The sequence below is a fragment of the Pseudomonas sp. Van50 genome, from assembly GCF_055390755.1.
The window spans coordinates 1,502,235-1,528,001 of the sequence record NZ_AP024343.1 but is presented as its reverse complement, the minus strand read 5'-3'; the positions used below and the strand labels follow the sequence as shown (position 1 = coordinate 1,528,001).

Genomic DNA, 25,767 nt, shown 5'->3' with positions numbered 1-25,767 from the left:
TTCGGGCCGTTTTTTTTTGCCCGGACCGCCCGCAATCCCCTGTGGCGAGGGAGCTTGCTCCCGCTCGGTTGCGCAGCAACCGCAAAATCTTGGGGCCGCTGCGCAGCCCAGCGGGAGCAAGCTCCCTCGCCACGGGTTTTGCAGTGCATAAAAAAATCGAGAGTCCGCTGTAACGCTTTCCCACCGCCCTTCTCTAGTTCAGCAGACCGGCGCTAACGCCGGTTCATTTCCCTGAAGACTGGAGAATCACCATGACTGCTTCGACCCGTACCCTGTCCGCCGCTGCCTTGGTCCTCGCCCTGGGTTCTGCCCTGAGCATGACAGCCGTCCCGACCGTTCACGCAGCCGACGACACCATGGAAAAATGCTTCGGCGTCGCCCTCAAAGGCAAGAACGACTGCGCTGCCGGCGCCGGCACCACCTGCGCCGGTACCGCAAAAATGGACTATCAGGCCAACGCCTGGAAATCGGTCCCGAAAGGCACTTGCACCACCATGGAAAGCAAAACCTCCCCCACCGGTTTCGGCCAGCTCGAAGCGTTCAAAGCCAAGTCCTGATCGCATCTGCCTGAGGCCTGCCACCATGTTGGATACCCTTTCGCTCGCCACCGATAGCCGGCTGCCGCCAAGGGCAGGGCTGGGGCTCAAGAGTGCGCATTTTCGTGAGGTACTCCAGACCCGACCGGACCTGGGTTTCTTCGAGGTGCACGCGGAAAACTACATGGTGGCCGGCGGGCCGCTTCATCACTTCCTGGGGCTGATACGCGAACAATATCCGCTGTCGTTGCACGGCGTCGGCCTGTCGATCGGTGGGGAGGGGCCGCTGGATGTCACGCATGTGCAGCGCCTGGCCGCCTTGATCGAACGCTATCAGCCCCAATCCTTTTCCGAACACCTGGCCTGGTCCAGCCACGGCCCGGTGTTCCTCAATGACTTGCTCCCCCTGGCTTATGACGAAGCAACCCTCGACCGGGTCTGCGAACACGTCGACCAGGTGCAGTCCAGCCTCAAGCGCACGCTGTTACTGGAAAACCCGGCCACCTACCTGGCCTTTGAAACCTCGACCTTCGACGAGCCACAGTTCATGAGCGAAGTGATCCGTCGCACCGGCTGCGGCCTGCTGCTGGATGTGAACAACGTCTACGTTTCGTGCATCAACCATTGCCGCGATCCATTGGCCTACCTCGACGCCCTGCCTCTGCATGCGACCGGCGAAATTCACCTGGCCGGCTTCGCCGAAGACTCCGACAGCCTCGGCGAGCGCCTGTTGATAGACGATCACGGAGCACCCGTCGACCACGCGGTCTGGCAACTGTATCTCCAGGCACTGGAGCGGACCGGGCCAGTCGCCACCTTGATCGAGCGCGACAACCACATCCCCGCATGGGAAGTGCTGCTGGCCGAAGCACGCCAGGCCGATCAACTGTTGAGCGCCGCCGGAGCCCGGCCATGAGCAACCAGCACGCATTTGCCGCCGCCCTGCTCGACCCGCGCAAAGCGTGTCCGCCGGGCCTGGTCAGCGCCAATGGGGCGGCCCCGGAAAGCCGTTTCGCGGTGTACCGCAACAACGTGCTCTGCTCATTGATCAACGCCCTCGCCGACAACTACCCGGTGGTGGTGCAACTGGTGGGCGAGGAATTCTTCCGGGCCATGGCCGGGGTCTATGTCCAATCGACGCCGCCGCGCAGCCCGGTGATGAACGACTACGGGGGCGACTTTGCCGAGTTCATCGAACACTTCGAGCCCGCCGCCAGCGTGCCTTACCTGACGGACGTCGCCCGGCTGGAGCGACTGCATGTGCAAGCCTGGCATGCCGCCGACGCCAAGCCCATGGCGCAAGAACGAATCGTGGCAGCGCTGTCATCCCCAACGCTGACGGGGCACCTGAAGATCGGGCTTCACCCGTCACTGCGGCTGCTGCAATCCCCCTACGCCGTGGTGACGATCTGGGCCGCCCATCAGCACCAGGCGCCCGTACCGTTCGAAACGTTTCCCGCGCAAAACGCCTTGGTGCTGCGCAACGGCCTGGAGGTGGAGGTGTTTGCGATCAGTCGCGCTGCCCATGGGTTCATCGCAGCCCTGCAACAAGGCTTTTCCCTGACGGCTGCCATCGAGGCCTCAATCGATCTTGACCTGGAACACACCCTGGCGGGGCTCATCCGCCACCAGGCCATCACCCATCTCCTAGCCGAACAGGTATCTCCATGAACGCCCTGATTGCCAGTTTCATTCAATGGCTGGAGAAAATCCCCCACAGCCTGATCGCCTTCGTCGCACGCTTCTCGATTGCCGCCGTGTTCTGGAAATCCGGCCAGACCAAAATCGAAGGACTGGCCATCGACCTGTTCGACGGCACCTTCCAGATCGGTCTGCCGCGACTGGCAGACTCGACCATTCCACTGTTCAAAAGCGAATACGCCCTGCCGCTGCTGTCGCCGGAACTGGCCGCGCACCTGGCGGCCACTGCCGAGCATGTCTTCCCGGTGATGATCCTGCTTGGCCTGGCGACACGCTTTTCAGCGCTGGCCTTGCTGGGGATGACCTTGACCATCCAGGTGTTCGTCTACCCGGACGCCTACCCGACCCATGGCACCTGGGCGGCGGTCTTGCTCTACCTGATGGCCCGTGGACCGGGGGTGTTGTCGATCGATCACCTGATAGCCAGGCGTTACGCCCACGGCTGAACACAGATCCCCTGTGGGAGCGAACCTGCTCGCGATAGCGGTGGGTCAGCTTGCACAAATACCGGATGTACCAACGCCTTCGCGAGCAAGCTCGCTCCCACAAGGGATATCAAATGACCGGGTTATCGCTGTAGCCGATCCAACGCCTCGCCACTGCGCTTGAACCAGTCGATCAAATAGTCGGCCAGCACCTGGGTGCGCTTGGGCAGGCCACCCTGGTACGGGTGCACCAGGTACATCGGCATGCGCCGGGTCTGGTAGTCGCGCAGCAGCCAATGCAGGCGTCCATCCGCCAACGCTTCATGCAGCAGGTACGACGGCAGCCGGGCGATTCCGGCACCGGCCAGGGCGGCTTTTTTCAGCAGGCTGTAGTGATTGCTGGCGAACGGCCCCGACACTCGGACCCGCAACAGTTCGTGTTGTTGGTGGTAAAGCCATTCTTCCCGGCCGCTGTAGTGGCTGTTGAGCAAACAGCGGTGCTCGGCCAGGGCCTGGGGCGTCTCAGGCTCGCCATAGTGCTCGAGGTAGGCCGGGCTGGCGCAGGTCATTTCGTGCCACGCCAACAATGGCCGGGCCACCAGCCGCTCATCGATGGCGGCGTCGGAACGGATCGCCAGGTCGAAACCATCGCGGCTCAAGTCACGGTAACCGTTGTTGAGCTCCAGTTCGATCTGCACATTGGGGTACGTGCGCGCGAACTCCATCAGCAAGCCCTCGAAGAAGGTTTCACCCAACGAAACCGGAACCGTCATACGCACCGGTCCGGAAATGTCATCCTTCAACCGAGCCAATGCCTGACGCGCCCTTTCCACCTGCACCAGCAGCGCCTGGGCCTGAGGCAACAGCGCCGCCCCTGCCGCCGTGAGGCTCAAGCGCCGTGTGGTGCGTTGCAGCAACACCACTGAAAACCGGCTCTCCAACAGGCTGATGCGCTTGGACAACTGGCCCTTGCTGCACCCCAATTGCTGGGCCGCCAAGGTAAAACTGCCGGCCTCCATCAACACGGCGAACGCCGCCAGGTCATCCATTTCGCTCATTGGATTGTTTCCAAATGAAAACCAAAGGTTGCCTATTAGCACGATTATCACTGGAAAGAACCCCTCTAGACTGAAAACTCGTTCAACCCATTAAGGAACAGCTCATGAAAATCCTCTTGATCGGCGCCAACGGCACCATCGGTTCGGCCATTGATAAAGAACTGTCGCCCCGCCACGAAATCGTTCGGATCGGCCGCCACAGCGGTGAATTGCAGGTGGATATCAGCGACAGCGCCTCGATTCGCGCCCTGTTCGAGAAGACTGGCCGTTTTGACGCCCTGGTCTGCGCCGCCGGCAACGTCACCTTCGCGCCCCTGGCCGACATGACCGAAGACAGCTTTGCCTTGGGCTTGAAGGACAAGCTGATGGGCCAGGTCAACCTGCTGCTGATCGGTCGCGAATTCGCCAATGACGGCGCATCCTTCACCTTCACCACCGGCGTGCTCAGCCACGACCCGATCAAGAGCGGTGCTTCGGCGGCCCTGGTCAACGGCGCCCTGGACAGTTTCGTGCGCGCCGCGGCAATCGAGTTGCCACGGGGCCTGCGGGTCAACTCGGTGAGCCCGAACGTGCTGCTGGAAGCCATGGGCAAATACGCGCCTTATTTCCGTGGCTTCAAACCCGTCCCCGCAGTGGATGTGGCATTGGCCTACGCCAAGAGCGTCGAAGGCCTACAAACCGGTCAGACCTTTCACGTGGGCTAACACCCCTTGTGATGCAGGATCAGTCTGAGTAACGTGGCGGCACTTGTCTGGAGACCCAATGATGCGTGCCGCCCGCTCCCTGCTGTTTGTCGCCCTCCTGCCGCTGTTCACCGGCTGCCAATTGCTCGACACCCCACGTCAGAGCGCCTCCCACGCCGGCCAGACACGCCTGCAGGGCGAACTCACGGCGGCCGACGGCAAACTGGTGTTCCAGCCATGCCAGGAACAGCGCCGCTACATCGTCAACGACAGCGGTGGCACCAGCGTGCTGCAACAGGCCGCCAGCCTGGCCGATGACCAGGGCAAACTGTTTGCCGATGTACGTGGCCGTATCGTTTCCAGCGCAGCGGCCGGCACCGACAGTCAGTTGGACGTTGAACAACTGTATCGCCTGGAGCGCTCGGGGACGGCTTGCGAAGACGTCGACTTCAAACGCGTGATCCTGCGCGCCGCGGGACACAGCCCGGAATGGACGCTCAAGGCCAGTGGCAAGGGCCTGGTGCTGGATCGCGAAGGCCAGCCGCCGCTGGCGGTGCCTTACGTCGAGGAGCAATTGGGCGATGGCCGCTTCAACTTGGGCACCGAGGCCAACGGCCAGAAAGTCGAGCTGTGGGTCACACCTGCGCGTTGTGTCGACAGTGTCAACGACAGCGTGCAACACATGAGCGCCGAGTTACGGGTCAACGGCCAGGTCCAACGCGGCTGCGCCTACTTCGGTGGCGCGCGCGACGACTGATTCACAGCTTTTGGCTTATAATCGCCGGTTCACGCCCTGGTGCAGTTGTGCATCCCGCGAACCGGACCCCGCCATGTTACGAATCACCGAACTCAAGCTGCCAATCGATCACCCCGAAGAAGACCTGCGCCCTGCCATCGTGCAGCGCCTGGGCATCGCCAGCGATGACCTGCTCGACTTCACCCTGTTCAAGCGCAGCTACGATGCGCGCAAGAAATCCTCCGAACTGTGCTTCATCTACACCATCGACCTGACGGTGCGTGATGAAGCCAGCCTGCTGCGCAAGTTCGCCGATGACCGTAACGTCAACGAAGCGCCGGATGTCAGCTACAAAGTGGTGGGCCAGGCACCGGCCGACTTGAGCGAGCGACCGATCGTGGTCGGCTTCGGCCCGTGCGGGATTTTCGCCGCCCTGTTGCTGGCGCAGATGGGTTTCAAGCCGATCATCCTCGAACGTGGCCCGGAAGTGCGTCAGCGCACCAAGGACACCTGGGGCCTGTGGCGCAAAAGTGTGCTCAACCCCGAGTCCAATGTGCAGTTCGGTGAAGGCGGCGCAGGGACGTTTTCCGACGGCAAGCTCTACAGCCAGATCAAGGACCCGAAATTCCTTGGCCGCAAGGTCCTGCACGAATTCGTCAAGGCCGGGGCGCCGGAAGAAATCCTCTACGTCAGCAAGCCGCACATCGGCACGTTCCGCCTAACAGGCGTGGTGGAAACCATGCGTGAGCAGATTCGCGCCCTGGGCGGCGAAGTACGCTTCCAGCAGCGGGTCACCGATGTGCTGATCGAGGACGGCCAACTGGTCGGCGTCGAATTGGCCGGCGGTGAACGCATTCATTCGAAACACGTGATCCTGGCCCTCGGCCACAGCGCCCGGGACACGTTCCGTATGCTCCACAGCCGTGGCGTGTATATGGAAGCCAAGCCGTTCTCGGTGGGTTTCCGCATCGAACACCCGCAATCGCTGATCGACAGCGCGCGCCTGGGCAAGTACGCCGGCCATCCGAAACTCGGCGCCGCCGACTACAAACTGGTGCACCACGCCAAGAATGGCCGCTCGGTGTACAGCTTCTGCATGTGCCCGGGTGGCACCGTGGTAGCGGCGACGTCCGAGCCGAACCGCGTCGTCACCAACGGCATGAGCCAGTATTCGCGCAATGAGCGCAACGCCAACTCTGGCATCGTCGTCGGCATTACCCCGGAAGTGGATTATCCGGGTGGCCCGCTGGCCGGCATCGAGTTGCAGGAACGCCTGGAGTCCCACGCGTTCGTGCTCGGCGGCAGCAACTACGAGGCCCCGGCGCAACTGGTGGGCGATTTCATCGCCGGCAAGCCGTCTACGGCACTGGGCAGCGTCGAACCTTCCTACAAGCCTGGGGTGTCCCTGGGTGATCTGGCCCTGGCCTTGCCGGACTTCGCCATCGAAGCCATCCGCGAAGCCTTGCCGGCGTTCGAGAAACAGATTCGCGGCTACTCGCTGCACGACGCCGTGCTGACCGGCATCGAAACCCGCACCTCATCGCCCCTGCGCATTACCCGCAACGAATCGCTGCAGAGCCTGAACGTCAAGGGTCTGTTCCCGGCGGGTGAAGGCGCCGGTTATGCGGGCGGAATCCTGTCGGCGGGGGTGGACGGGATCCGGATTGCCGAGGCCGTGGCGCGGGACATTCTCGGTCTCGAAGCCTGACAGTTGGCCCTGTGGGAGCGAGCTTGCTCGCGATGGCGGCCTGGCATTCAACACAGATGTTGACTGATCCACCACTATCGCGAGCAAGCTCGCTCCCACAGGGGATCAGGGTTTTCAAGATTCAGATATTGGCCCGCAACACACTCTCTGGCAGTGCCGCGCCCCGCTCCACACTCGCCGCTACGATGTCCATCAGCCCGCTCAACTCATAGCCTTGGGCCTTGAGCCATGCCGGGTCGTAATAGGTCGTGGCGTAGCGCTCGCCGCCGTCACACAAGATCGCCACGATCGACCCCGACTCCCCCCCATCCGCCATCTGCCGGGCCGCCATGAGCGCGCCGATCAGGTTGGTGCCGCTGGACCCACCGACCCGTCGTCCCAGACGCTCGGCCAGGTAATGCATGGCCGCCAGCGACAAGGCGTCCGGCACCTTGACCATCGCATCGATGACGTTCGGCAGGAACGACGCTTCGACTCGCGGCCGGCCGATACCCTCAATGCGTGAACCGCAATCCAGGCGCAGGCTGGCGTCGCCACTGCGGTAGTAATCGAAGAACACCGAACGCTCGGCGTCGGCACACAGCACGCGGGTGCCATGCTGGCGGTAACGGACATAGCGTCCCAGGGTGGCCGTGGTGCCGCCGGTGCCGGGGCTGGAAATCAGCCACGTGGGCTCCGGATGCCGCTCGAAGCGCATCTGCTGGAAGATCGATTCGGCAATGTTGTTATTGGCCCGCCAGTCCGTGGCACGCTCGGCATAGGTGAATTGGTCGATGAAATGCCCGTCATGCTCGCGGGCCAGGCGCTCGGATTCGGCGTAGATCTGCGTAGGATCATCCACCAGATGGCTCTGGCCGCCATAGAAAGCGATTTGTGCGATTTTTTCCCTGGAGGTGGTCGCCGGCATCACCGCAATGAACGGCAGGCCCAGCAACCTGGCGAAGTAAGCCTCGGAAATCGCCGTCGAGCCGCTGGAGGCCTCAATCACTGGCGCACCGGGCTTGAGCCAGCCGTTACACAGCGCATAGAGAAACAACGAGCGGGCCAACCGATGCTTGAGGCTGCCGGTGGGATGACTGGACTCATCCTTGAAGTACAGCTCGATGCCCGGCAGGCCAGGCAGCGGCAGCGGAATCAGGTGGGTATCGGCGCTGCGCTGGAAGTCTGCCTCGATGATGCGGATCGCTTCACGGGCCCACTGGCGGTGGTCGTTCATGGTGTGTTTGCTCACTGATCGTATTCGGCGTGGGGAGATCACGCGGTCGTGCAGGCACGGCTTGAGTTCGGAAAAACCAGACGCCAGCTTAGGAAAAAACCGACATCACGCACAGGTACAGCTAAGGTCCAATATGGTCCGTAACTGCCGACTGCGTGGCGCAGGCCTTGTAACGCCATATAACAAAAAAGAATATAACTTTTGTTTTAACAACTAACAGTACGGGTTAGGGTGTGCCATCTTTTTGATTCGATACATGGAGAGCGATCGTGGCTCTACGCAATTCTCTGACACGTTTTTTTCAACTGGAGGCTGCCAGCGGCCTGCTGCTGATCGCTGCCGCCGTACTGGCCCTGGTCATCAACAATTCACCGCTGTCCTGGTTGTATAACGGCCTGCTCGACACCCCGGTGGTCGCCCAGGTGGGCGCCCTGAAGATCGCCAAACCCCTGCTGCTGTGGATCAACGACGGCCTGATGGCGATGTTCTTCCTGCTCATCGGCCTCGAAGTCAAACGTGAAGTCCTCGACGGGCAACTATCAAAGCCATCGCAAATCGTCTTGCCGGGCGCGGCGGCGATTGGTGGCATGGTGGTGCCGGCGCTGATCTACTGGTTTCTCAACCGCGATAACCCGGCCGCCCTCGCCGGCTGGGCAATTCCGACGGCCACCGACATCGCGTTCGCCCTCGGCGTGCTGGCCTTGCTCGGCAAGCGGGTGCCGGTGTCGCTCAAACTGTTCCTGATGACCCTGGCGATCATCGATGACCTGGGCGCCATTATCATCATCGCCATCTTCTATTCCGGCGCCCTGTCGACCTTGTCGCTCATGCTGGCAGCCGCCTGCATCGCCGTGTTGGTGGCGATGAACCGGATGGGCGTGATCAAGCTCGGGCCCTACATGGTCGTGGGCCTGATCCTCTGGGTCTGCGTGCTCAAGAGCGGTGTCCATGCCACGCTGGCCGGGGTAACCCTGGCGTTCTGCATTCCGCTGCGCACGAAAAACGCCGAGACTTCGCCGCTGCTCTCCTTGGAACATGCCCTGCATCCCTGGGTGGCCTATGGCATCCTGCCGCTGTTCGCCTTCGCCAACGCCGGCCTGTCCCTGAGCGGCGTCACCGTAGAGAGCTTCACCCATGACGTGCCGATGGGCATCGCCATCGGCCTGTTGCTGGGCAAGACCGTCGGCGTCTTCGGCCTGACCTGGCTGGCCGTGAAAATCGGCATCGCCAGCCTACCCGCCGGTGCCAATTGGGGCCAGGTACTGGGCGTGGCGATCCTGTGCGGGATTGGTTTCACCATGAGCCTGTTCGTCGGCTCCCTGGCGTTCGAACCGGGTGTGAGTGACTACGCTGGCATGGACCGGATGGGGATCCTCACGGGCTCTATCCTGGCGGCGTTGCTGGGTTATGCGGTGACGGCGGCGGCCAGTCGCAAGCGGGCTGCGTTGTCTTCCTGATACTTTCCAACACGACAGATCGCTACATCGTTTCGGTGTAGCAATCTGTCTTTAAGTCGAGTCGGGGCCTCGATATCCGTCCCTATCGGTATTTAGGAAAGTAGCAATTAATGAACAAGTAGAAGTAGGGTTGGTGTGTATATCCGTTTCTGCGGTAACGGCTGCTGACGGTTCCGCTCTTACAGCGGGTCACTTTTGGAAGAGCGCCAAAAGTAACCAAAAACGCTTTGCCCCCACCACTCGGTGCCTCGCCTAGGCTCGGCATGCCTGAACGAAGGCATTGCTCCGTGGGCCGCCGCGAAGGGCCATCCATGGCCCAGCGCGGCTAACCCGGCATCCATGCCGGGTTGCCCACTGCGCAATACCTTCGTTCAGCCAGCGTGGTTAATGGGGCGCCGAGATCAACATCTAAAGCAGAGCAAGAGCAAGAGCAAGAGCAAGAGCAAGAGCAAGAGCAAGAGCAAGAGCAAGAGCAAGAGCAAGAGCAAGAGCAAGAGCAAGAGCAAGCATCTAAGTTGAATAGCAAGTATCGCGAGCAGGCTCGCATCAAGTTCTCAGCGAGCACAAAACTTATATAAAACATAGAACCATTGTGGGAGCGAGCTTGCTCGCGATGACGACAGCAGGTCCAACATCTATGTAACTGAACTACCGCTATCGCGAGCAAGCTCGCTCCCACAGGAGAAACGCGGTCCCACCCCAACCAGGCCGGCTATAAGGCCGCCTCGCTTCGGCTTTTGATCTGGGGCGCCCCGTTAACCACGATGGCCGAACGCAGGCATTGCGCAGTGGGCACCTCGGCATGGATGCCGAGGTAGCCGCGCTGGGCCATGGATGGCCCTTCGCGGCGGCCCACGGAGCAATGCCTGCGTTCGGGCATGCCGAGCCTAGGCGAGGCACCGAGTGGTGGGGCAAGAGCGTTTTGGTTACTTTTGCGCTTTTCAAAAGTGACCCGCTGTAAGAGCGGAACCCTAAGTAGCCGTTACCGCAGCAATGGATATACACACCAACTTAAGAGTCCCGCCCGTACACCAAGGTATTGATCGGCAAAGGATCTTACCCACTCCCACTTAGTGCGATACGCGACTCGTACCACCCACAGTGGAAATACGAACCCGCTCACCCACACGGAACACCTCGTTTTCCTGAACCTGCTGCACATAGGCACGCATGCTGCCGTCATCTTCACGAACGGTAATTTCCACACCCTGGGTGCGGGTCAGGCCTTCTTCAGTGGCGGAACCAATCAGGCCACCCGCCACGGCGCCGATCACGGCAGCGACGATGCTGCCACGGCCACCACCGATGGCACTACCGCCTACACCACCGACAACAGCGCCGGCCGCACCGCCGATAGGGGTCTTGGTGCCTTCGATCTTGACCGGACGCAGGGATTCGATGGTCCCCATGCGAATCGTCTGCACGCGACGCGCTTCGTCACGGGAGTAGGAGTCACCGGTCAGGCTCGACTGACAGCCAGTGAGCAACATCGCCATCGTGGAAAAGGAAGCAACCAGCAAAACAGACTTACGCATAGCATCAACTCCAAAAGACAGGGATTCATTAAACTCCGCAGCTTGACGCCTGTCACGGCCTCGCCGGGATAAAATTGTTTTCATTCAGGTGGGATACAGGCGCGCCCGAAAAATTCACCAAACAGTAGCGTCAATTTCCGAAACCTGCGTCATCAACCCTGGAATTTTTCATGGATTATTTCATTATCGTCGCCACCACCGTGGCCGGTTTGTACTTCCACTGGTGGCTGTACGCGCGGATCAAACGCTGGGTGGATCGCGATCTGGCGCTTTCGCTGGCGGGGCCGGATGGGCAGAAGAAAACCTACATGCTGCAACAATTGGCCCGTGCCCAGGCACAAGGCATCAAGCGCCGAGACCTGCCGCAATGGCTCCAGACCGCCGCGGCAGCTTATCCCGATGCTAAGGCGCCAGACGCTCGCGAGTCCACTGCGCCCCTTGCAGGCGATAGTTGAGGCGATCGTGCAGGCGGCTCGGACGGCCCTGCCAGAACTCGATGCGTTCGGGCAGCAGGCGATAACCGCCCCAATGCTCGGGACAGTGTGGCTGGCTGTCGCTGAAGCGCTGCTCGGTGGCCTTGAGCAGGTCTTCCAGTTCGTCGCGCCCGGCAATCACCCGGCTCTGGGGTGAAGCCCAGGCACCGAGCCGGCTGCCCAGCGGGCGAACCTGGTAATAAGCGTCCGATTCTTGCGCCGTGACCTTGACCACTTTGCCTTCGATACGTACCTGGCGTTCCAGGGCCGGCCAGAAAAACGTCATGGCCGCGAATGGATTCGCAGCCAGTTGCTGGCCCTTGGCGCTGTCGTAGTTGGTGAAGAACGTGAAGCCCTGGGCATCCAGGCCCTTGAGCAGCAGGATCCGGCAGTGCGGACGTCCCTGCGCATCCACCGTGGCCAGGGTCATGGCGTTGGCCTCCACCGGGGCCTGTTCGGTCTTCACCGCGTCGGCGAACCATTGGTGGAACAGGGCGAACGGCTCGGCCGGGGCTTGCGCCTCGGTCAAGCCTTCGCGGGTGTAGTCGCGGCGCATATCAGCCAGCGGTTGGGTCATGGCGCATTCCTTGTGTTAGCCCATCACTGCTTCGGGGTATCGGCGGCCGCGACTTTCTTGGTATCGGTAGCGGCTTTGGCCGGTTGAGGCTTCTTCGCTGGGGTAGCGGGCTTGGCCGCGACCTTCTTTGCAGGCGCCTTGGTCGCAGCTTTTTTGGCCGGTGCTTTCTTGGTCGAGGCTTTGGAGGTCGAGGCCACCGCTTTTTTAGCCGCAGGCGCAGGCGCCGCGGCAGCAGGCTTCACATCCTGGGCCGCAACCATCGTCACTGGGGCCGGGGCCGGCATGTTGTACTTGCTCAGCAGCGCAACCATGGTGTTGGCCGGCGTGACCAGCAATTCCACACGACGGTTCAAGGCGCGGCCCTCAACGCTGTCGTTGGCCGCACGTGGCGCCACGGCGCCCATGCCGCGCAGCATCAGGCGATCACGTTGCAGGCCGCTGAGGCGGAAAATCGCCGCCACGGACTGGGCACGCTCCTGGCTGAGCTTGAGGTTGGCCGGTGCGGCGCCCGAGGTGTCGGCGTGACCAAGGATCAGCACGGCGGTCTTCGGGTCGGCTTCAAGGATCTTCGCCACGCGGGTGAACGGGCCGAGGGTCACGGGCAGCAACATGGCCGGACGGTCCGGGTTGAAAGAGCCGTCCACGGGCGCGGTGACCACCAGCACATTATCGCGGCGCTCGAGTTCGAGCTTGCTGTCCTGGATCGCCGTGCGCAGCTTCGGCTCGTAGTCGTCGAGCCAGGCCTGGGTGACTTTCGGATCGGGCATCGGCACCGCCTTGGCGGTTTCCTGGTCCTTGCCGCCGAACGGCCACCACCACTTGCCGTTGCTCTCGGCTTCGGCCTTGGCAACAGCTGTCGGCGCCTTGGCCTCAGGCTTGGCTTGCGCGTCTGCCTTTGCTTCGACTTTTCTGGCAGCGTCTGCGGCGGTTTCCTCGGAAGAGAACGGCCACCACCAGTGGCTGGCGCCCTCGGCCTTGGCTTGCGGTGCGACGGCGGCAGGCTTCAGAGGCGCCGCTGGCGCCGTTTCCTTGGCCGCCACCTTGTCGGAAGAGCCGAACGGCCACCAGCCACTGCTGCCCTCGGCATCATTTTGTGGGTTTTGTGCGCAACCGGTGATAGCGAAGCACAGCGCCAGAGCGAGGGTTTTATTCGATGACATTGGATATCCACAAAATGATCTAAATGAAAAAACAAGGCCATGTTTTGGCCGCATAAACAGACGCTTCGAAACTGAAAAGGACACGAGGTTCCTGTGTCCATGGCCTTCAATGGCGTTTTATAGACAAGCGGCAAGCACCCGCGCAAGATTTTGCGCGCGCGGGTCCATCAACACGTAAGGCCCCAGCGTATTGGTCACGAAACCGAACGCTACGTCATGTTCGGGATCGGCAAACCCGATGGAGCCCCCGGCCCCTGGATGACCGAACGCCCGTGGGCCGAGGCCGTAGGTCGCGTTCGGCACATCCGGTTGGTCGAGCATGCAACCCAGGCCGAAACGGGTCTGGGTCAACAACGTCTTATCCTCGCCAAAGCTGTGCTGGCGAGTCAGTTCGTCGAGCATTTCACCTTCCAGCAGGCTGCCGTCCAGCAGCCCCGCATAGAACCCGGCCAGGCTGCGGGCATTGCCGTGGCCGTTGGCCGCCGGTTGTTGCATGCGCCGCCATTCCGGCTTGTTGGTGCTGGTCATGATCGACGGTGGGTTGGTAAAGGCACGGGTGGTCATGGCCGTCGGCTCGCGCATCGTCACCTGCAGCAGGCGCTGGGCCGCCGCATCGCCGACGTTGCCTTTGCCACGGGCGATGTGGGCCACGCGATGGAACTCGTCGTCGGCCAGGCCAACGTGGAAATCCAGGCCCAACGGCTTGGCGACCCGGGCGACGATGGACTCCCCAGGGCCACGCCCATCGGCCCGGCGCAACAGCTCGCCCACCAGCCAGCCGTAAGTGATCGCGGCATAACCGTGGCCTTCGCCCGGCGTCCACCAAGGTGTTTCGGCAGCCAGGGCATCGACCATGGCTTGCCAGTCATAAAGCGCTTCGGGCGGCAGCAATTCATGCAGCGCCGGCAGCCCCGCCTGGTGGCAGAGCAGTTGACGCAGGGTAATGGATTGCTTGCCGGCCGCAGCAAACTCTGGCCAGTAGCGGGCTACCGGGGCGTCCAACTGCAACTTGCCTTCGGCCACCAGTTGCAGGGCGGTAACGGCGGTGAACGTCTTGGTGCAGGAAAACAGGTTGGCGATGGTGTCGCTGTGCCAGGCTTCATGGCCATCCTTGTCGGCGGTACCGGCCCACAGGTCGATCACCGTGCGGCCACCCACCTGGATGCACAACGCCGCGCCGCGCTCCTGGGGATCATCGAACAGCGCCGCGAACGCTTCACGCACCGCCTCGAACTGAAGTTCGTAATGGCCTTGAATTTGCACCCGTAACTCCCTTGAAACAAAGACTTTTCAGAGTGGCTGGCATTGTTTCAGGCATTAGGTCATTTGGGAACCGCTACAGGACGGCTGGCTAAGCATGCCCCTGTGGCAAGAAGAACCTGGGGGAGCAAGGCTTGCCCGCGACGAGGCCTGTGAGGTCTTTCTGAAACCCTGGTGCCTTCATCGCGGGCAAGCCTTGCTCCCACAAATACATTGCTTCACCGTGAAATCGCAGCAGCCTCAGGTAATCTCCCGCCGAAACGGCGGCAATGCATTGAGGATCGCCTTGCCATAGCGCTGGGTGACCAGCCGTCGGTCAAGCAAGGTGATGGTGCCGCGATCCTCTTCGGTACGTAGCAAGCGGCCACACGCCTGGACCAGCTTCAGCGAAGCGTCCGGCACGGAGATTTCCATGAACGGGTTGCCACCGCGGGCCTCGATCCACTCGGCCAGCGCTGCCTCCACGGGGTCGTCAGGAACCGAGAAAGGGATCTTGGCAATCACCACGTGCTCGCAATAGGCACCGGGCAAGTCCACGCCTTCGGCGAAGCTCGCCAGGCCGAACAGCACGCTGGAGTCCCCACCATCGACCCGTGCCTTGTGCTTGTTCAGTGTTTCCTGCTTCGACAGGTTGCCCTGGATGAACACCTGCTTGCGCCAGTCACGATCAAGGCCATCGAACACGTCCTGCATCTGTTTGCGCGAGGAAAACAGCACCAGCGTGCCCCGTGAGCCTTCCACCAGTTCCGGCAGGTCGCGGATGATCGCCGCGGTGTGGGCGGCGGCATCCCGTGGGTCCGCCTTGAGGTCGGGCACCCGCAGCACGCCGGCGTCGGCGTGATGGAAGGGGCTCGGGACCACGGCGGTCACGGCTTTCTTCGGCAAGCCGGCGCGCATGCGGAAGCGATCGAACGTGCCCAGGGCGGTCAGCGTGGCGGACGTCACCAGCGCGCCATAGGCCACGTTCCACAGGTTGCGCCGCAGCATTTCCGCCGCCAGGATCGGGCTGGCATTGACCTCGATGTCGAACAGCGAACCGCTTTCGGCCAGGGTCAGCCAGCGCGCCATCGGCGGGTTGTCTTCCGGGTCTTCGACGGTGAATGCCGTCCACAGCTCCCAGTTGCCCTGGGATCGGGACAACAGGCTGCCGAACAGCGGGTACCACTCCTCGGCCTGGTTGCTGGCGATACCGATGTTGACCTCGCCGTCCATGCCTTCCTTGAGCAGGTCGGTCAGGCGCGTGAACAGGTCGGTCAGGCGCGCGAAACCTTTCTTGAGCTCGATGCCCATTTCGCGCATGTGTTCAGGAATCACTCCGCCAACGAAGCGATGGCGTGGCCGCTCGCGGCCCTCGACGTCTTCGCCGGGCTTGAAATCGGCCACTTGCTCACACGCAGTGAACATGAACTGCTGGTTCGTCTTGATTTCCCGAGCCAGCTCCGGCACCTGCTCGATGAACTTGCCCAGGTCACCCGGCAACGGATGCTGGGCCAGCAGCTTGGTGAGGTTCTTGGCGGTGGTTTCCAGCCAGTCGGCGGTGGAACGCAGCCGGGTGTAATGGGCGAAATGGCCGATGGCCTTGTCCGGCAGGTGATGGCCTTCGTCGAACACGTAGATCGTGTCGCGCGGGTCCGGCAGCACCGCACCCCCGCCCAGGGCCAGGTCGGCCAGGACCATGTCGTGGTTGGTGACGATGACGTCGACCTTGCCCATGCCTTCGCGAGCCTTGTAGAAGGCGCACTGGCCGAAGTTCGGGCAATGGCGGTTGGTGCACTGGCTATGGTCGGTCGTCAGGCGGGACCAGTCGGCGTCTTCCAGGGCCGTGGACCAGCTGTCGCGGTCGCCGTCCCATTTATTGCCGGCCAGCTTCTCGATCATGCTGGTGAACAGCTTCTGGCTGGCTTCATCCACCTCGATCTTGAAGCCTTCTTCTTCGAACAACTGGGCCGTGGCTGTCTGCGCGTGGCCTTCCTGGAGCAACATGTCGAGCTTGGACAGGCACATGTAGCGCCCGCGGCCCTTGGCCAGCGCGAACGTGAAGTTCAGCCCACTGTTGCGCATCAGGTCGGGCAGGTCCTTGTAGACGATCTGTTCCTGCAGGGCGATGGTGGCCGTGGCGATCACCAGGCGCTTGCCGGCGGCCTTGGCGGTGGGAATCGCCGCCAGGCTGTAGGCCACGGTCTTGCCGGTACCGGTGCCGGCCTCCACCGCCACGACGGCAGGCTCGCCGCTGCGCCGGCCTTCGTCGTCGGTGTCGATGTCACCCAGGACTTTTGCCACTTCGGCAATCATCAGGCGCTGGCCATATCGCGGCTTGAGGCTCTTGGCTTCGAGAAAACGCGAATAGGCGCCCTGGATCGTGGTTTTGAGTTCGGTGCTGATCATGAATGGTCGGGCGCTAAAAACGCTGGATAAATTTTCAGTGGTTCGGATCGGCGGCTATCATACCCCGCTAATGAATCCTGCGCAGAACGGAGTAACCCAATGACACCCTTTGCCCTTGTCTACACCCTGCATTTACTGGCGGCCCTGGTCTGGGTCGGCGGCATGTTCTTCGCCTGGATGATCCTGCGCCCCGCCGCAATGACGGCGCTTGAGGGCCCTGCCCGGCTCACGTTGTGGGTAGAAGTGTTTCAGCGTTTTTTCGTCTGGGTCTGGGTCGCGGTCGTACTTTTGCCGATCAGCGGCGTAGGCCTGATCCATCTGCGCTTCGCCGGTTTCGAAACCGCGCCGCGTTATGTGCAGGTGATGATGGGGTTGTACGTGGTGATGACGGCGCTGTTTATCCGTATCCAGGGCTTGCAACTGCCCGCATTGCGTAACGCCGTGACGGCACAGGACTGGCCGACGGGTGCGGCGGTGCTGGGGAAGATCCGGCGGTTGGTGGGAATCAATCTGTTGATCGGGTTGCTGGTGGTGGCGATCGGTGCGGCGCGGCCGATGTTCTGAAAATCACATAAAACCCTGTGGGAGCGAGCTTGCTCGCGATGGCGGCACGTCGGGCAATACTTGATCGACTGACACAACGCCATCGCGAGCAAGCTCGCTCCCACAGGTTCAGATCAGATTTTTCGTCAGAACCGCTGCACCGTCACCGCCCCCGCCGCTCCGGCAGGCCCTGGCTGGCCATCGGCGCCAGGACGGCCGCTTTTACCGCCATCGGCGGTATAGACCAGGCACCCCTTGGCCTTGCCTCCCGCCCCGGGTTTGCCGCCGTGTCCCGCCGCGCCACCGGCACCGCCGTCCACCGTCACTTTGATCTGTTCGGCGGGATACTCACGAGGCACTTCGAGGCGCACCAGCGCACCGGCCGCACCCGGTTGCCCATCGCTGCCGTTACTGCCGTCGGCACCGCGACCGGCCGAACCCCAGGTGCAACCCGGCGCCTGGCCATTGGCACCGTCAAGACCGACGAAACCCGGTGCACCGGTGCCGCCCCGGGCGTCCACCGACAACAACGGAGCATTCAACACCTTGAAACGCAGGTTGAGATCACGCCCCGGCCGCGCGGCCTTGGTATAGGTCCCCGGTGCGCCGCGGGAAGTGATCTGGCTGCCCTCGGCCAATTCAGCCTGGGCCACTTTCATTTCCAGTACCTGCTGCGCCGGCACGATGGCGATCCGCGCTTCACGCCCCAGGTGCAACTGGTCGATGGTCAATTCAGTGACATTGGAAGGCACCAGCAGTGTGCCGTAATCGGCCACGTCCAGTCGTTCCAGGGTCAGGGTGCTGGTGGTGTTGGGCAGGCGCATCAACGAATGGCCTTCGACCTGGAGCACCTGGGCCGAAGCCCATGGGCATACGAGTGCGGCAAGCAGACACAATTTACGCATGGGAAGCCTCTGGCGCGGTCGGGAGGGTTTGCAGGTGGAAGATGCCGAACAGCAGCACTCTGAGGCGATCGCGGCCAGGCGCGGGGCGGCCACGGAAACTGGCCCGGAACACCAGCAGCTCCAGCAGATGCAGCACCAGCAAAAACCCGCCGGCGACATTGACCAGCAGATGCAGCGGATGGACGAACGGCACCACCAGATTGACCAGCACCACCAGCCAGAACAGCAGGGTCAGCAAGCGCCCCAGCCCCCAAAACACCTTCATACGCCCCCCTGATCGAGCATTATTCTTTGCCCGCACAGTAACGGCTTGCGCGCAGGATAAGCCAGGGGGTCCGGTAAATTTAATCTAACCCGGGCCCTGGCCCACCGGATCGCCCTCCCGACGACCCGGCAGCCCTGGGCCGCGCCTCAGCGCTGGATATGCAATTCAACCCGACGGTTCTGCGCCCGCCCTTCATCGGTCTCATTGTCGGCCACCGGCTCGCTTTCACCCTTGCCTTCGCTGGTGAGTTTGCCGGGGGCCAGCCCCTGGGTCAGCAAATACTCCACGACGCTGCTGGCCCGACGTTCGGACAGCCCTTGGTTATAGGCATCAGTGCCGACACTGTCGGTGTGGCCCACCACGCGGATGCTGGCGACATTGGCATGGCTGAGTTTGCCCATCAGCCCATCGAGCTGGCTTCGAGCGTCTGCGGTGAGGTCGGACTTGTCGAAATCGAACAGCACCTTGCCCGCGTCGTTGAGGGTGATGACCTCGCTCGCCGGTGCTTGCGGTTCGACCGGTGGCGCACTGGCCGGGTATTGCGGCAGCGGGCAACCGTGATGTTCGACAGGGGTATTGGCCGGAGTATCGGGACAACGGTCGCGGCGGTCGAACACGCCGTCGTCGTCTTCATCGCCATCCTGGGCGTAGCAGATCAAGCCACCACCCAGTAGCCCCAATGCAGCGCCGCCAGCGGCCCAACCACTGCTTTCAATGGCCCCCAACCCGCCGCCGACGAGGCCGCCGATCAGGCTACAGACTGGCCAGGTGCGTTGATTGAGGGGTGCGCTGCCGTCGCTGTGAGTGGCGCAGCCAGACAACAGACTGCTTGCCAGCAGTACCGGTAAGGCGGCCCTGATTAGAACGTTCATGGTGAAGGCTCCTGTGTCACCGGCCCATACCGGTCACACAGGAGTAAAGACCCGCATCCGCAACTCAACAAGCCGCGGATGACAAGGGTTTCAGCGGTTTATCTTGATTTCCGTACGGCGGTTCATCGCGCGGCCATCGGCGGTCTTGTTATCGGCCACCGGCTGGCTCTCGCCGGCACCGGACACCGAGACAAAACTGGCCTGCGGCACGCCGTTTTCAACCAGGTATTTCGCCACCGAATTGGCCCGTCTCTCCGACAGTTTCTGGTTGTAGGCATCGCTGCCGACGCTGTCGGTGTGGCCGGTGACCCGCAGTTGCGCGGTGGACGTTTCCTGTTTCAGCCGGGTGGCGACCGTGCTCAGTACCTCTTTGTCGGCCGGAGTCAGCGTGGCTTTGTTGAATTCGAAGTGCACGTCGCGGATCACGATGGTTTCTTCCTTGACCACGACCGGCTCTTCGACCACCGGCGCCGGGGCGGGTGGCGGGCAACCGTCGGCATCGACCTGCACGCCCTTCGGTGTGCCCGGGCACTTGTCACGGCTGTCCGGCACACCATCGCCGTCTTCGTCGCCGTCGCCGTGCACCCAGCAATAAGCTGCCGCCATGCCGCCAACGTACAGCGCGCCGCCGCCAGCCCAGGAAGTGCTTTCTATGGCGCCTAATCCCGCACCGATCGCACCGCCGACGGCCGCACAGGTCGGCCAGTCGGTTTTCTGCAAACCTGCGCAACCAGTCAACACACTGGTTAGCAGAACCAGGGGTAACGCTGTCCGAACTATGCTCATCGGGTTTTCTCCTTGAGGGATCGGCTTGTCGCCGATTCAGGGGAGTAAAGACCCGTCTTGGTATCTGCGCCAGCCTGAGCAATCGCGGGTTTTCGCCCCGTGTTTGCGAAGTTTCCGCACGTTCAGAGACAAACCGCTCTAGGCCATGCTGTCCGGGCAGGCTATCGTGGTGGTTCTGACTGAGGAACTTCGATGACCGTTGCCATTTCTTCGCGTACCCCCCAGCAAGCCCTGGCGGCCGTGCTTGACCGTTACGCCCCGCAAAAACTGCTGCTGATCGGTGCCAGCGGCTTTCCCGCACTCGAAGCATTCCAGCAGGCCCATCCCGACACCGAAGTGGTCCACGCCGGCCCCGGCGCGCTGCCGGCGGACGTGGCGGCGCGACGTTTTGACCTGGCCCTGGCGCTCGATTGCCTGGAGCATTTGCCCAAGCGCGAGGGTCTGAACCTGTTGGGCGGCATCCGCAATCTCAACGCCAGCCGCATCGCCGTGCTGGCCGACCTCAACGCCTGTGGCTGGCAAGAGACGGACTTTTTTTCCCTGGCCCTGCAAGCCAGTGAGCGATTCCAGCGCGAAGATCAGGTGCTGACCCTGTTCACCTACGATCTGCTTGAATACAAACAGGTCCCCGACTGGCTCAACTCACGTTTTTGGGCCAACCCGGAAAACTTTGGAAAATACTGGTGGTAACCGTGAACACAAGCTCGCACTCGCCCATTTGCCCCTGCGGCAGTGGCAACTCACTGGAGGCCTGCTGCGGCCACTACCACGACGGTCATCCGGCGCCCTGCGCCGAAGCCTTGATGCGCTCGCGCTATAGCGCCTATGTGCTGGGCCTGGTGGACTATCTGGTCGCCACTACCCTGCCCGCCCAGCAGCAAGGCCTCGACCGCCAGTCCATCGGCGAGTGGAGCGCCAACAGCACCTGGTTGGGACTGGACGTGGAAAGCAGCGAAGTGTTCGGCGGTCAACCGGAGCACGCTTTCGTCACGTTCACGGCACGTTGGCACGACGGCCAGGGCGAGCACAGCCACCGTGAACAGTCCTCGTTCGTGCAGAACGACGGGCGCTGGTACTTCATCGACCCGACCGTGCCGGTCAAGACCGGACGCAACGACAGCTGTCCGTGCGGCAGCGGGCACAAATTCAAGAAGTGCTGCGCCGGCTACTTCAATCGCTGATTTTAGGAAACGTCCGACAATCGTCCATCGGCCCATAGGGCTAGACTGGGGATAAACCAGAGGCACGGACATGACCCCTCCATCATTCTTGCTGCGCATCACCTGCCTGCTGCTGTTCGTTGGGTTCGGCGGCTGTGCATCCTGGCGAGGTGAAGAAGCCCCGGAACCACAGGTGCATCTGGTCAAAGTCGAGGTGGTGCGGGCCCGGCTGGTGGAGCAGAGGTTCACGCTGCACTTTCGCGTCGACAACCCCGGCGACAGCGACCTCACCGTTCGCGGCCTGACCTACCGCATCCACCTGGGCGACCTGTTGCTGACCGAAGGCGAGCACGAGCACTGGTTCACCGTGCGCCCCAAGCACAGCGCCTACTTCAAGGTGCCGGTGCGCACCAATCTGTGGCCACAGGTGCGGGAAGTGGTGAAGCTGCTGGAGAAACCCCGGGAACAGATCCCCTATCGCCTGGAAGGTGAGCTGGAAACCGGATTATTCATCGCCCACTACGTGCACCTTGAGCGCAATGGCGTGATAATCGCCGCCGATTTAATTGCGGAGTAACCCCGATGACCCAGCAACCCCACGTCCACGGCCCTGATTGCAACCACGATCACGACCATCATCACGACCATCATCACGACCATCATCACGACCATGACCACGGCCACGTCCACGGCCCGAACTGCGGCCACGCCCACCAGGAACCGGTGCGCAACGCCCTGAAGGATGTCGGTCGCAACGACCCTTGCCCATGTGGCAATGGCAAGAAATTCAAGAAGTGCCACGGGGCTTGAGGGGCTGGGCGAAAAAGCTTTTCGCCTGTTAGACCGTCATCGCGAGCAAGCTCGCTCCCACAGGGAAATTGCGCAGAACCCGTGTGGGAGCGAGCTTGCTCGCGATGAGGCCGGCGCTGTCAGCACCTATCTATCAGCCCGCCTGCAGAATCCGCTTCACACCGACCACCGTCGCATACTCACCGTGCAAGTTGCCCAGGGACATGGCATGCACTTCGGCTGCCGAACGGGCGTTGCCGAAGTAATCGTTCTTGTCGAAGGTGAAGCAGGCGTCCTCGGCCACCCAGGTATCGAATCCCAGATTGCCGGCGGTACGCGCCGTGGACTCCACCGAGTTGTGCGTCGCCACACCGACGATCACCAGTTGCCTGATTCCGGCTTTACGCAGGTCTTGCTCCAGATGGGTGCCACTGAACGCATCCGGCACCTGCTTTTGCACCAACCATTCCCCTGCCTTCGGCTCGAACCGTGGCTGGACCTCCACCCCCGACTGCCCCGGCCAGAACACCGAGTCCGGCGAGCGGGACAGGTGGTGGACGTGAATCACCGGGCGCGCCGTGTGTCGCCAGAAAGCCAGCAGTTCCAGCATGCGCAGCTCTGCCTCGGGATTGTTGCGAGGGCCGAGCCTGGGGTGAAGGATGCCTTTTTGTTGATCGATGAGGATCAGCGCCACGTCGTTCTGTAGATCCATGCCGGTTTCTCTTGCTTGGTCTTTGTATGTTCCACACTTGAGCATCACCCCTTCCAACAGGCAAGCCTTCGAGCAAAAGCGATGACCCGGTCCCGGGCTTTCATCGCCAAATCAACAAATAACCCTCGCCCCCGCTTGCGCGCCCCCCGCCTGCTCACTAACGTAGCGCCTTTATTGGTGCCACCCCCCTCCCGCAGGAGCTTTGCCATGGCCTCGCCAGCCTCTATTTCCTTCATCCCCCGGCTCGGTGTTGCCGCCGCGGTGGCCAGTGTGCTCGGTTTGAGCGGATGCCAGACCTGGAATGCCCAGGACACGGTCCCGCCCACGTCCGGTGTGCAGCCGCTCAAGGGGCTGGCGCAGAACGTCTCGGTCCGCCGCAACGCCACGGGCATGCCGCTGATCGAAAGCAACAGCTTCCATGACGCCTTGTTCACCCTTGGCTACGTCCACGCCAGCGACCGTATCACCCAGATGGTGACCCTGCGCCTGCTCGCCCAAGGACGGTTGGCAGAGATGTCCGGCGCCGAACGGCTGGAGGTCGACCGCTACATGCGCGCCGTCAACCTGAAGAAAAACGCCGACGAGCTGTACAAGGCGTCTTCGCCGCGGCTCAAGCGCTTCTTCGAAGTCTATGCCCGTGGCGTCAACGCCTACCTGTTCCGCTACCGCGACAAGTTGCCGTCGGACCTGGCCGCCACCGGTTACAAACCTGAATACTGGAAACCGGAAGATTCGGCGCTGATGTTCTGTCTGCTGAACTTCAGCCAGTCAGCCAACCTGCCGGAAGAAATCGCCAACCTGGTGCTGGCCCAGACCGTCACCAACGACAAACTCGCCTGGCTGAGCCCGTCCTATCCGGACGAGCAACTGCCCGTGGCCGAGGCCGACAAGCTCCAGGGCCTGCGCCTCAATGGCCAGATCCCGGGCCTGAACGAAATCAGCAAGGCCACCCACCAATTGGCCGGCCTGAACCTGTTGGGTGCTGCGTCTTCAAGCAACTGGGCCATCGCGCCACAACGCAGCCGCAGCGGCAAGAGCCTGCTGGCCAGCGACAGCCACGGGCCGCTGGGCATGCCTGGGCTGTGGAGCCCGGTACAGATCCGTGCGCCCAAGTACCAGGCGGCCGGGGTTTCCGTGGCGGGCATCCCGATGATCCTGGCCGGGTTCAACGGCAAAGTGGCCTGGAGCATGACCAGCGTACTGGGGGACAACCAGGACCTGTTCCTGGAAAAAATCCGCCGCCAGGGCAATGGTCTGTCCTACGAGGTCAACGGCAAATGGCAACCGGCGATCGTGCGCAACGAAACCTACTTCATCAAAGGCCAGCGGCCGATTCGTGAAGCGGTGTTCGAAACCCGCCACGGCCCGTTGCTCAACAGCGCCCAAGGCACCGCCATGGCCAACGGCTTTGGCCTGGCCTTGCAGACACCGAGCTTCAGCGACGACAAGACCCTGGACGCCTTCTTCGACCTGTCCCGGGCGCAAAACGTCGAGAAAGCGTCCGACGCCAGCCGGGAAATCCGCGCCATGGCCGTGAACCTGGTCTTTGCCGACGCCAGCCATATCGGCTGGCAAGTCACCGGTCGCTACCCGAACCGCCGTGAAGGCGAGGGTCTGTTGCCGTCGCCGGGCTGGGAAGGTCGCTACGATTGGGACGGTTACGCCGACCCGATGTTGCACCCCTACGATCAAGACCCGGCCCAAGGCTGGCTCGGCACGGCCAACCAACGGGTCATTCCCCATGGCTACGGCATGCAACTGTCCAATTCCTGGGCTTCGCCGGAGCGTGGCGAACGCATGGCCGAACTGGCCGGCGCAGGCAAGCACGACACCCGCAGCCTGACCGCCATGCAATACGACCAGAGCACGACGTTCGCGGCCAAGCTCAAGCAAGTCTTCGAAGCGCCGGGCATGACCCAGCCGCTCAAACAGGCCATCGAGGCCCTGCCGGTGGCTGACCGGGCCAAGGCTCGCGAGGCCTATACCCGCTTGATGGCATTCGATGGCCGGCTCAGCCCGACCTCCGCCGACGCGGCGATCTATGAACTGTTCCTGCAGGAAAGCATGAAGCAGATTTTCCTCGACGAGCTGGGCCCGGACAGCAGCCCGGCGTGGCAGGCGCTGGTCGCCAACGGCCAATTGTCCTACTCGGCCCAGGCCGATCATCTGCTGGGGCGTGAAGACAGCCCGTTCTGGGACGATGTGCGCACCCCTCAGAAAGAAGACAAGGCCGTTATCCTCGCCCGCAGCCTGGCCGCTACCATCAACGCCGGTGACAGCCAGTTGGGCGGTGACCACAAGGCCTGGCAATGGGGCCAATTGCACCGCTACGCCTGGAAGAACAGCAATGGCCAGGTCGTACGTGGCCCGCTGCCGGCCGGTGGCGACACCACCACGCTCAACACGGCAGCGTTCGCCTGGGGCCAGGATTTCACCACCACCCTGGCGCCGGCCATGCGCTTTATCGTTGACTTCGGCCAGCCCGAACCGTTAATGATCCAGGACGGCGCCGGCCAGTCCGGCAACCCGGTCAGCCCGCACTATGCCAATGGCATCGATCCGTGGATCAAGGGGCAGTACCAGAGCCTGCCGTTGCAATCGCAAAACTTCGATCGGGCGTACGGCAAGACGCGGTTGACGTTGGTGCCTGGCAAGTAACTGCAGCCCGGGACTGGAGATAGTATTTGTGGCGAGGGAGCTTGCTCCCGCTGGGCTGCGAAGCAGCCCCCTGCATGTCTACAGCCAGACCGCATCAGCCGGTTTACGACTGCTGCGCAGCCGAGCGGGAGCAAGCTCCCTCGCCACGGGTTCAGTCCACCCCCCAC

General features: G+C 62.4%; 27 protein-coding genes. 15 read left to right on the top strand and 12 right to left on the bottom strand.

Annotated elements, in window-relative coordinates:
- The first annotated feature begins 251 nt into the window (after window positions 1-251).
- Genes ACZ5M5_RS06715 through ACZ5M5_RS06700 form a run of 4 tightly spaced genes read left to right on the top strand, consistent with a single transcriptional unit; the run spans window position 252 to window position 2,683 of the window.
- Complete coding sequence (locus tag ACZ5M5_RS06715; RefSeq protein WP_060738898.1) at window positions 252-557, top strand: BufA1 family periplasmic bufferin-type metallophore; 306 nt, start codon at window positions 252-254, stop codon at window positions 555-557.
- 25 nt (window positions 558-582) lie between these two features.
- Window positions 583-1,452, top strand: coding sequence for an MNIO family bufferin maturase (gene bufB / locus ACZ5M5_RS06710; protein ID WP_103311246.1), 870 nt, complete (start codon window positions 583-585; stop codon window positions 1,450-1,452).
- Window positions 1,449-2,207 carry an HvfC/BufC N-terminal domain-containing protein gene (locus ACZ5M5_RS06705; protein WP_060738900.1) on the top strand — a complete coding sequence of 253 codons (759 nt, stop codon included), beginning with the start codon at window positions 1,449-1,451 and terminating at the stop codon, window positions 2,205-2,207. Before bufB ends, ACZ5M5_RS06705 begins: the two co-directional genes overlap by 4 nt.
- Window positions 2,204-2,683 carry a DoxX family protein gene (locus tag ACZ5M5_RS06700; protein WP_464738801.1) on the top strand — a complete coding sequence of 160 codons (480 nt, stop codon included), beginning with the start codon at window positions 2,204-2,206 and terminating at the stop codon, window positions 2,681-2,683. Before ACZ5M5_RS06705 ends, ACZ5M5_RS06700 begins: the two co-directional genes overlap by 4 nt.
- Window positions 2,684-2,805: 122 nt before the next feature.
- Here ACZ5M5_RS06700 and ACZ5M5_RS06695 read toward each other — a convergent pair whose 3' ends face one another.
- Window positions 2,806-3,720, bottom strand: a complete 915-nt coding sequence (locus ACZ5M5_RS06695) for a LysR family transcriptional regulator (RefSeq protein WP_060738902.1) — start codon at window positions 3,718-3,720, stop codon at window positions 2,806-2,808.
- A 104-nt stretch (window positions 3,721-3,824) separates the two neighbouring features.
- On the opposite strand from ACZ5M5_RS06695, the gene ACZ5M5_RS06690 reads away from it, so the two are divergent.
- The 3 genes from ACZ5M5_RS06690 (at window position 3,825) to ACZ5M5_RS06680 (ending at window position 6,847) form a co-directional block, all read left to right on the top strand.
- Entirely contained in the window at window positions 3,825-4,424 is a 600-nt protein-coding gene (locus ACZ5M5_RS06690; protein WP_060738903.1) for a short chain dehydrogenase, read from the top strand.
- Between the two features lie 61 nt (window positions 4,425-4,485).
- Window positions 4,486-5,160, top strand: coding sequence for a COG3650 family protein (locus ACZ5M5_RS06685; protein WP_464738800.1), 675 nt, complete (start codon window positions 4,486-4,488; stop codon window positions 5,158-5,160).
- A 73-nt stretch (window positions 5,161-5,233) separates the two neighbouring features.
- Window positions 5,234-6,847 carry an NAD(P)/FAD-dependent oxidoreductase gene (locus ACZ5M5_RS06680; RefSeq protein WP_092443776.1) on the top strand — a complete coding sequence of 538 codons (1,614 nt, stop codon included), beginning with the start codon at window positions 5,234-5,236 and terminating at the stop codon, window positions 6,845-6,847.
- Window positions 6,848-6,968: 121 nt separating this feature from the next.
- On the opposite strand, the gene ACZ5M5_RS06675 is transcribed toward ACZ5M5_RS06680, so the two are convergent.
- Window positions 6,969-8,063 carry a PLP-dependent cysteine synthase family protein gene (locus tag ACZ5M5_RS06675; RefSeq protein WP_464738799.1) on the bottom strand — a complete coding sequence of 365 codons (1,095 nt, stop codon included), beginning with the start codon at window positions 8,061-8,063 and terminating at the stop codon, window positions 6,969-6,971.
- Window positions 8,064-8,332: 269 nt separating this feature from the next.
- Between ACZ5M5_RS06675 and nhaA the strand changes: the two genes are divergently transcribed.
- Window positions 8,333-9,520: a Na+/H+ antiporter NhaA gene (gene nhaA, locus ACZ5M5_RS06670; protein WP_060738906.1), complete on the top strand. Its 1,188-nt coding sequence runs from the start codon at window positions 8,333-8,335 to the stop codon at window positions 9,518-9,520.
- A 1,070-nt stretch (window positions 9,521-10,590) separates the two neighbouring features.
- On the opposite strand, the gene ACZ5M5_RS06665 is transcribed toward nhaA, so the two are convergent.
- Window positions 10,591-11,055: an outer membrane lipoprotein gene (locus ACZ5M5_RS06665; RefSeq protein WP_024776354.1), complete on the bottom strand. Its 465-nt coding sequence runs from the start codon at window positions 11,053-11,055 to the stop codon at window positions 10,591-10,593.
- A 170-nt stretch (window positions 11,056-11,225) separates the two neighbouring features.
- Between ACZ5M5_RS06665 and ACZ5M5_RS06660 the strand changes: the two genes are divergently transcribed.
- Window positions 11,226-11,510: a hypothetical protein gene (locus tag ACZ5M5_RS06660; protein WP_060738908.1), complete on the top strand. Its 285-nt coding sequence runs from the start codon at window positions 11,226-11,228 to the stop codon at window positions 11,508-11,510.
- On the opposite strand, the gene pdxH is transcribed toward ACZ5M5_RS06660, so the two are convergent.
- The 4 genes from pdxH to dinG all read right to left on the bottom strand — a co-directional run bounded on the left by pdxH (window position 11,458) and on the right by dinG (window position 16,910).
- Window positions 11,458-12,105: a pyridoxamine 5'-phosphate oxidase gene (pdxH, locus tag ACZ5M5_RS06655; RefSeq protein WP_060738909.1), complete on the bottom strand. Its 648-nt coding sequence runs from the start codon at window positions 12,103-12,105 to the stop codon at window positions 11,458-11,460. The two genes, ACZ5M5_RS06660 and pdxH, sit on opposite strands and share 53 nt — an antisense overlap.
- Window positions 12,106-12,128: 23 nt before the next feature.
- Complete coding sequence (locus tag ACZ5M5_RS06650) at window positions 12,129-13,265, bottom strand: OmpA family protein (protein ID WP_464738798.1); 1,137 nt, start codon at window positions 13,263-13,265, stop codon at window positions 12,129-12,131.
- Between the two features lie 117 nt (window positions 13,266-13,382).
- On the bottom strand, window positions 13,383-14,528 hold the full coding sequence (locus tag ACZ5M5_RS06645) for a serine hydrolase domain-containing protein (RefSeq protein ID WP_060738911.1): 1,146 nt from the start codon (window positions 14,526-14,528) through the stop codon (window positions 13,383-13,385).
- A gap of 237 nt (window positions 14,529-14,765) precedes the next feature.
- A complete protein-coding gene (dinG, locus tag ACZ5M5_RS06640) occupies window positions 14,766-16,910 on the bottom strand; it encodes an ATP-dependent DNA helicase DinG (RefSeq protein ID WP_060738912.1) in 2,145 nt (714 codons plus the stop codon).
- 99 nt (window positions 16,911-17,009) lie between these two features.
- Here dinG and ACZ5M5_RS06635 point away from each other — a divergent pair, with 99 nt between their 5' ends.
- Entirely contained in the window at window positions 17,010-17,474 is a 465-nt protein-coding gene (locus ACZ5M5_RS06635; RefSeq protein WP_060738913.1) for a CopD family protein, read from the top strand.
- Between the two features lie 125 nt (window positions 17,475-17,599).
- On the opposite strand, the gene ACZ5M5_RS06630 is transcribed toward ACZ5M5_RS06635, so the two are convergent.
- The 4 genes from ACZ5M5_RS06630 to ACZ5M5_RS06615 form a co-directional block, all read right to left on the bottom strand.
- Window positions 17,600-18,358 (bottom strand): hypothetical protein, encoded by a 759-nt coding sequence (locus tag ACZ5M5_RS06630; RefSeq protein ID WP_060738914.1) that lies wholly within the window; start codon window positions 18,356-18,358, stop codon window positions 17,600-17,602.
- On the bottom strand, window positions 18,351-18,623 hold the full coding sequence (locus ACZ5M5_RS06625; RefSeq protein WP_060738915.1) for a DUF1145 domain-containing protein: 273 nt from the start codon (window positions 18,621-18,623) through the stop codon (window positions 18,351-18,353). The genes ACZ5M5_RS06630 and ACZ5M5_RS06625 overlap by 8 nt, the downstream gene beginning before the upstream one ends.
- A gap of 146 nt (window positions 18,624-18,769) precedes the next feature.
- Window positions 18,770-19,495 carry a PA1041 family peptidoglycan-binding anchor lipoprotein gene (locus tag ACZ5M5_RS06620; protein ID WP_060738916.1) on the bottom strand — a complete coding sequence of 242 codons (726 nt, stop codon included), beginning with the start codon at window positions 19,493-19,495 and terminating at the stop codon, window positions 18,770-18,772.
- Between the two features lie 90 nt (window positions 19,496-19,585).
- The gene (locus tag ACZ5M5_RS06615; RefSeq protein WP_464738797.1) at window positions 19,586-20,281 is read right to left on the bottom strand and encodes a PA1041 family peptidoglycan-binding anchor lipoprotein; all 696 of its coding nucleotides are present in this window, start codon (window positions 20,279-20,281) and stop codon (window positions 19,586-19,588) included.
- Between the two features lie 192 nt (window positions 20,282-20,473).
- On the opposite strand from ACZ5M5_RS06615, the gene ACZ5M5_RS06610 reads away from it, so the two are divergent.
- From ACZ5M5_RS06610 to ACZ5M5_RS06595, 4 genes are all read left to right on the top strand, one after another.
- A complete protein-coding gene (locus tag ACZ5M5_RS06610) occupies window positions 20,474-20,971 on the top strand; it encodes a DUF6231 family protein (protein WP_060738918.1) in 498 nt (165 codons plus the stop codon).
- 2 nt (window positions 20,972-20,973) lie between these two features.
- Window positions 20,974-21,462 (top strand): YchJ family protein, encoded by a 489-nt coding sequence (locus tag ACZ5M5_RS06605; protein ID WP_060738919.1) that lies wholly within the window; start codon window positions 20,974-20,976, stop codon window positions 21,460-21,462.
- Window positions 21,463-21,532: 70 nt separating this feature from the next.
- Window positions 21,533-22,018: an LEA/WHy family protein gene (locus ACZ5M5_RS06600; protein WP_060738920.1), complete on the top strand. Its 486-nt coding sequence runs from the start codon at window positions 21,533-21,535 to the stop codon at window positions 22,016-22,018.
- A 5-nt stretch (window positions 22,019-22,023) separates the two neighbouring features.
- Window positions 22,024-22,251 carry an SEC-C metal-binding domain-containing protein gene (locus ACZ5M5_RS06595; RefSeq protein ID WP_464738796.1) on the top strand — a complete coding sequence of 76 codons (228 nt, stop codon included), beginning with the start codon at window positions 22,024-22,026 and terminating at the stop codon, window positions 22,249-22,251.
- Window positions 22,252-22,384: 133 nt separating this feature from the next.
- Here ACZ5M5_RS06595 and ACZ5M5_RS06590 read toward each other — a convergent pair whose 3' ends face one another.
- Window positions 22,385-22,942 carry a cysteine hydrolase family protein gene (locus ACZ5M5_RS06590; RefSeq protein WP_464738795.1) on the bottom strand — a complete coding sequence of 186 codons (558 nt, stop codon included), beginning with the start codon at window positions 22,940-22,942 and terminating at the stop codon, window positions 22,385-22,387.
- A 207-nt stretch (window positions 22,943-23,149) separates the two neighbouring features.
- Between ACZ5M5_RS06590 and ACZ5M5_RS06585 the strand changes: the two genes are divergently transcribed.
- A complete protein-coding gene (locus ACZ5M5_RS06585; RefSeq protein WP_464738794.1) occupies window positions 23,150-25,600 on the top strand; it encodes a penicillin acylase family protein in 2,451 nt (816 codons plus the stop codon).
- The last annotated feature ends 167 nt before the right edge of the window (window positions 25,601-25,767 follow it).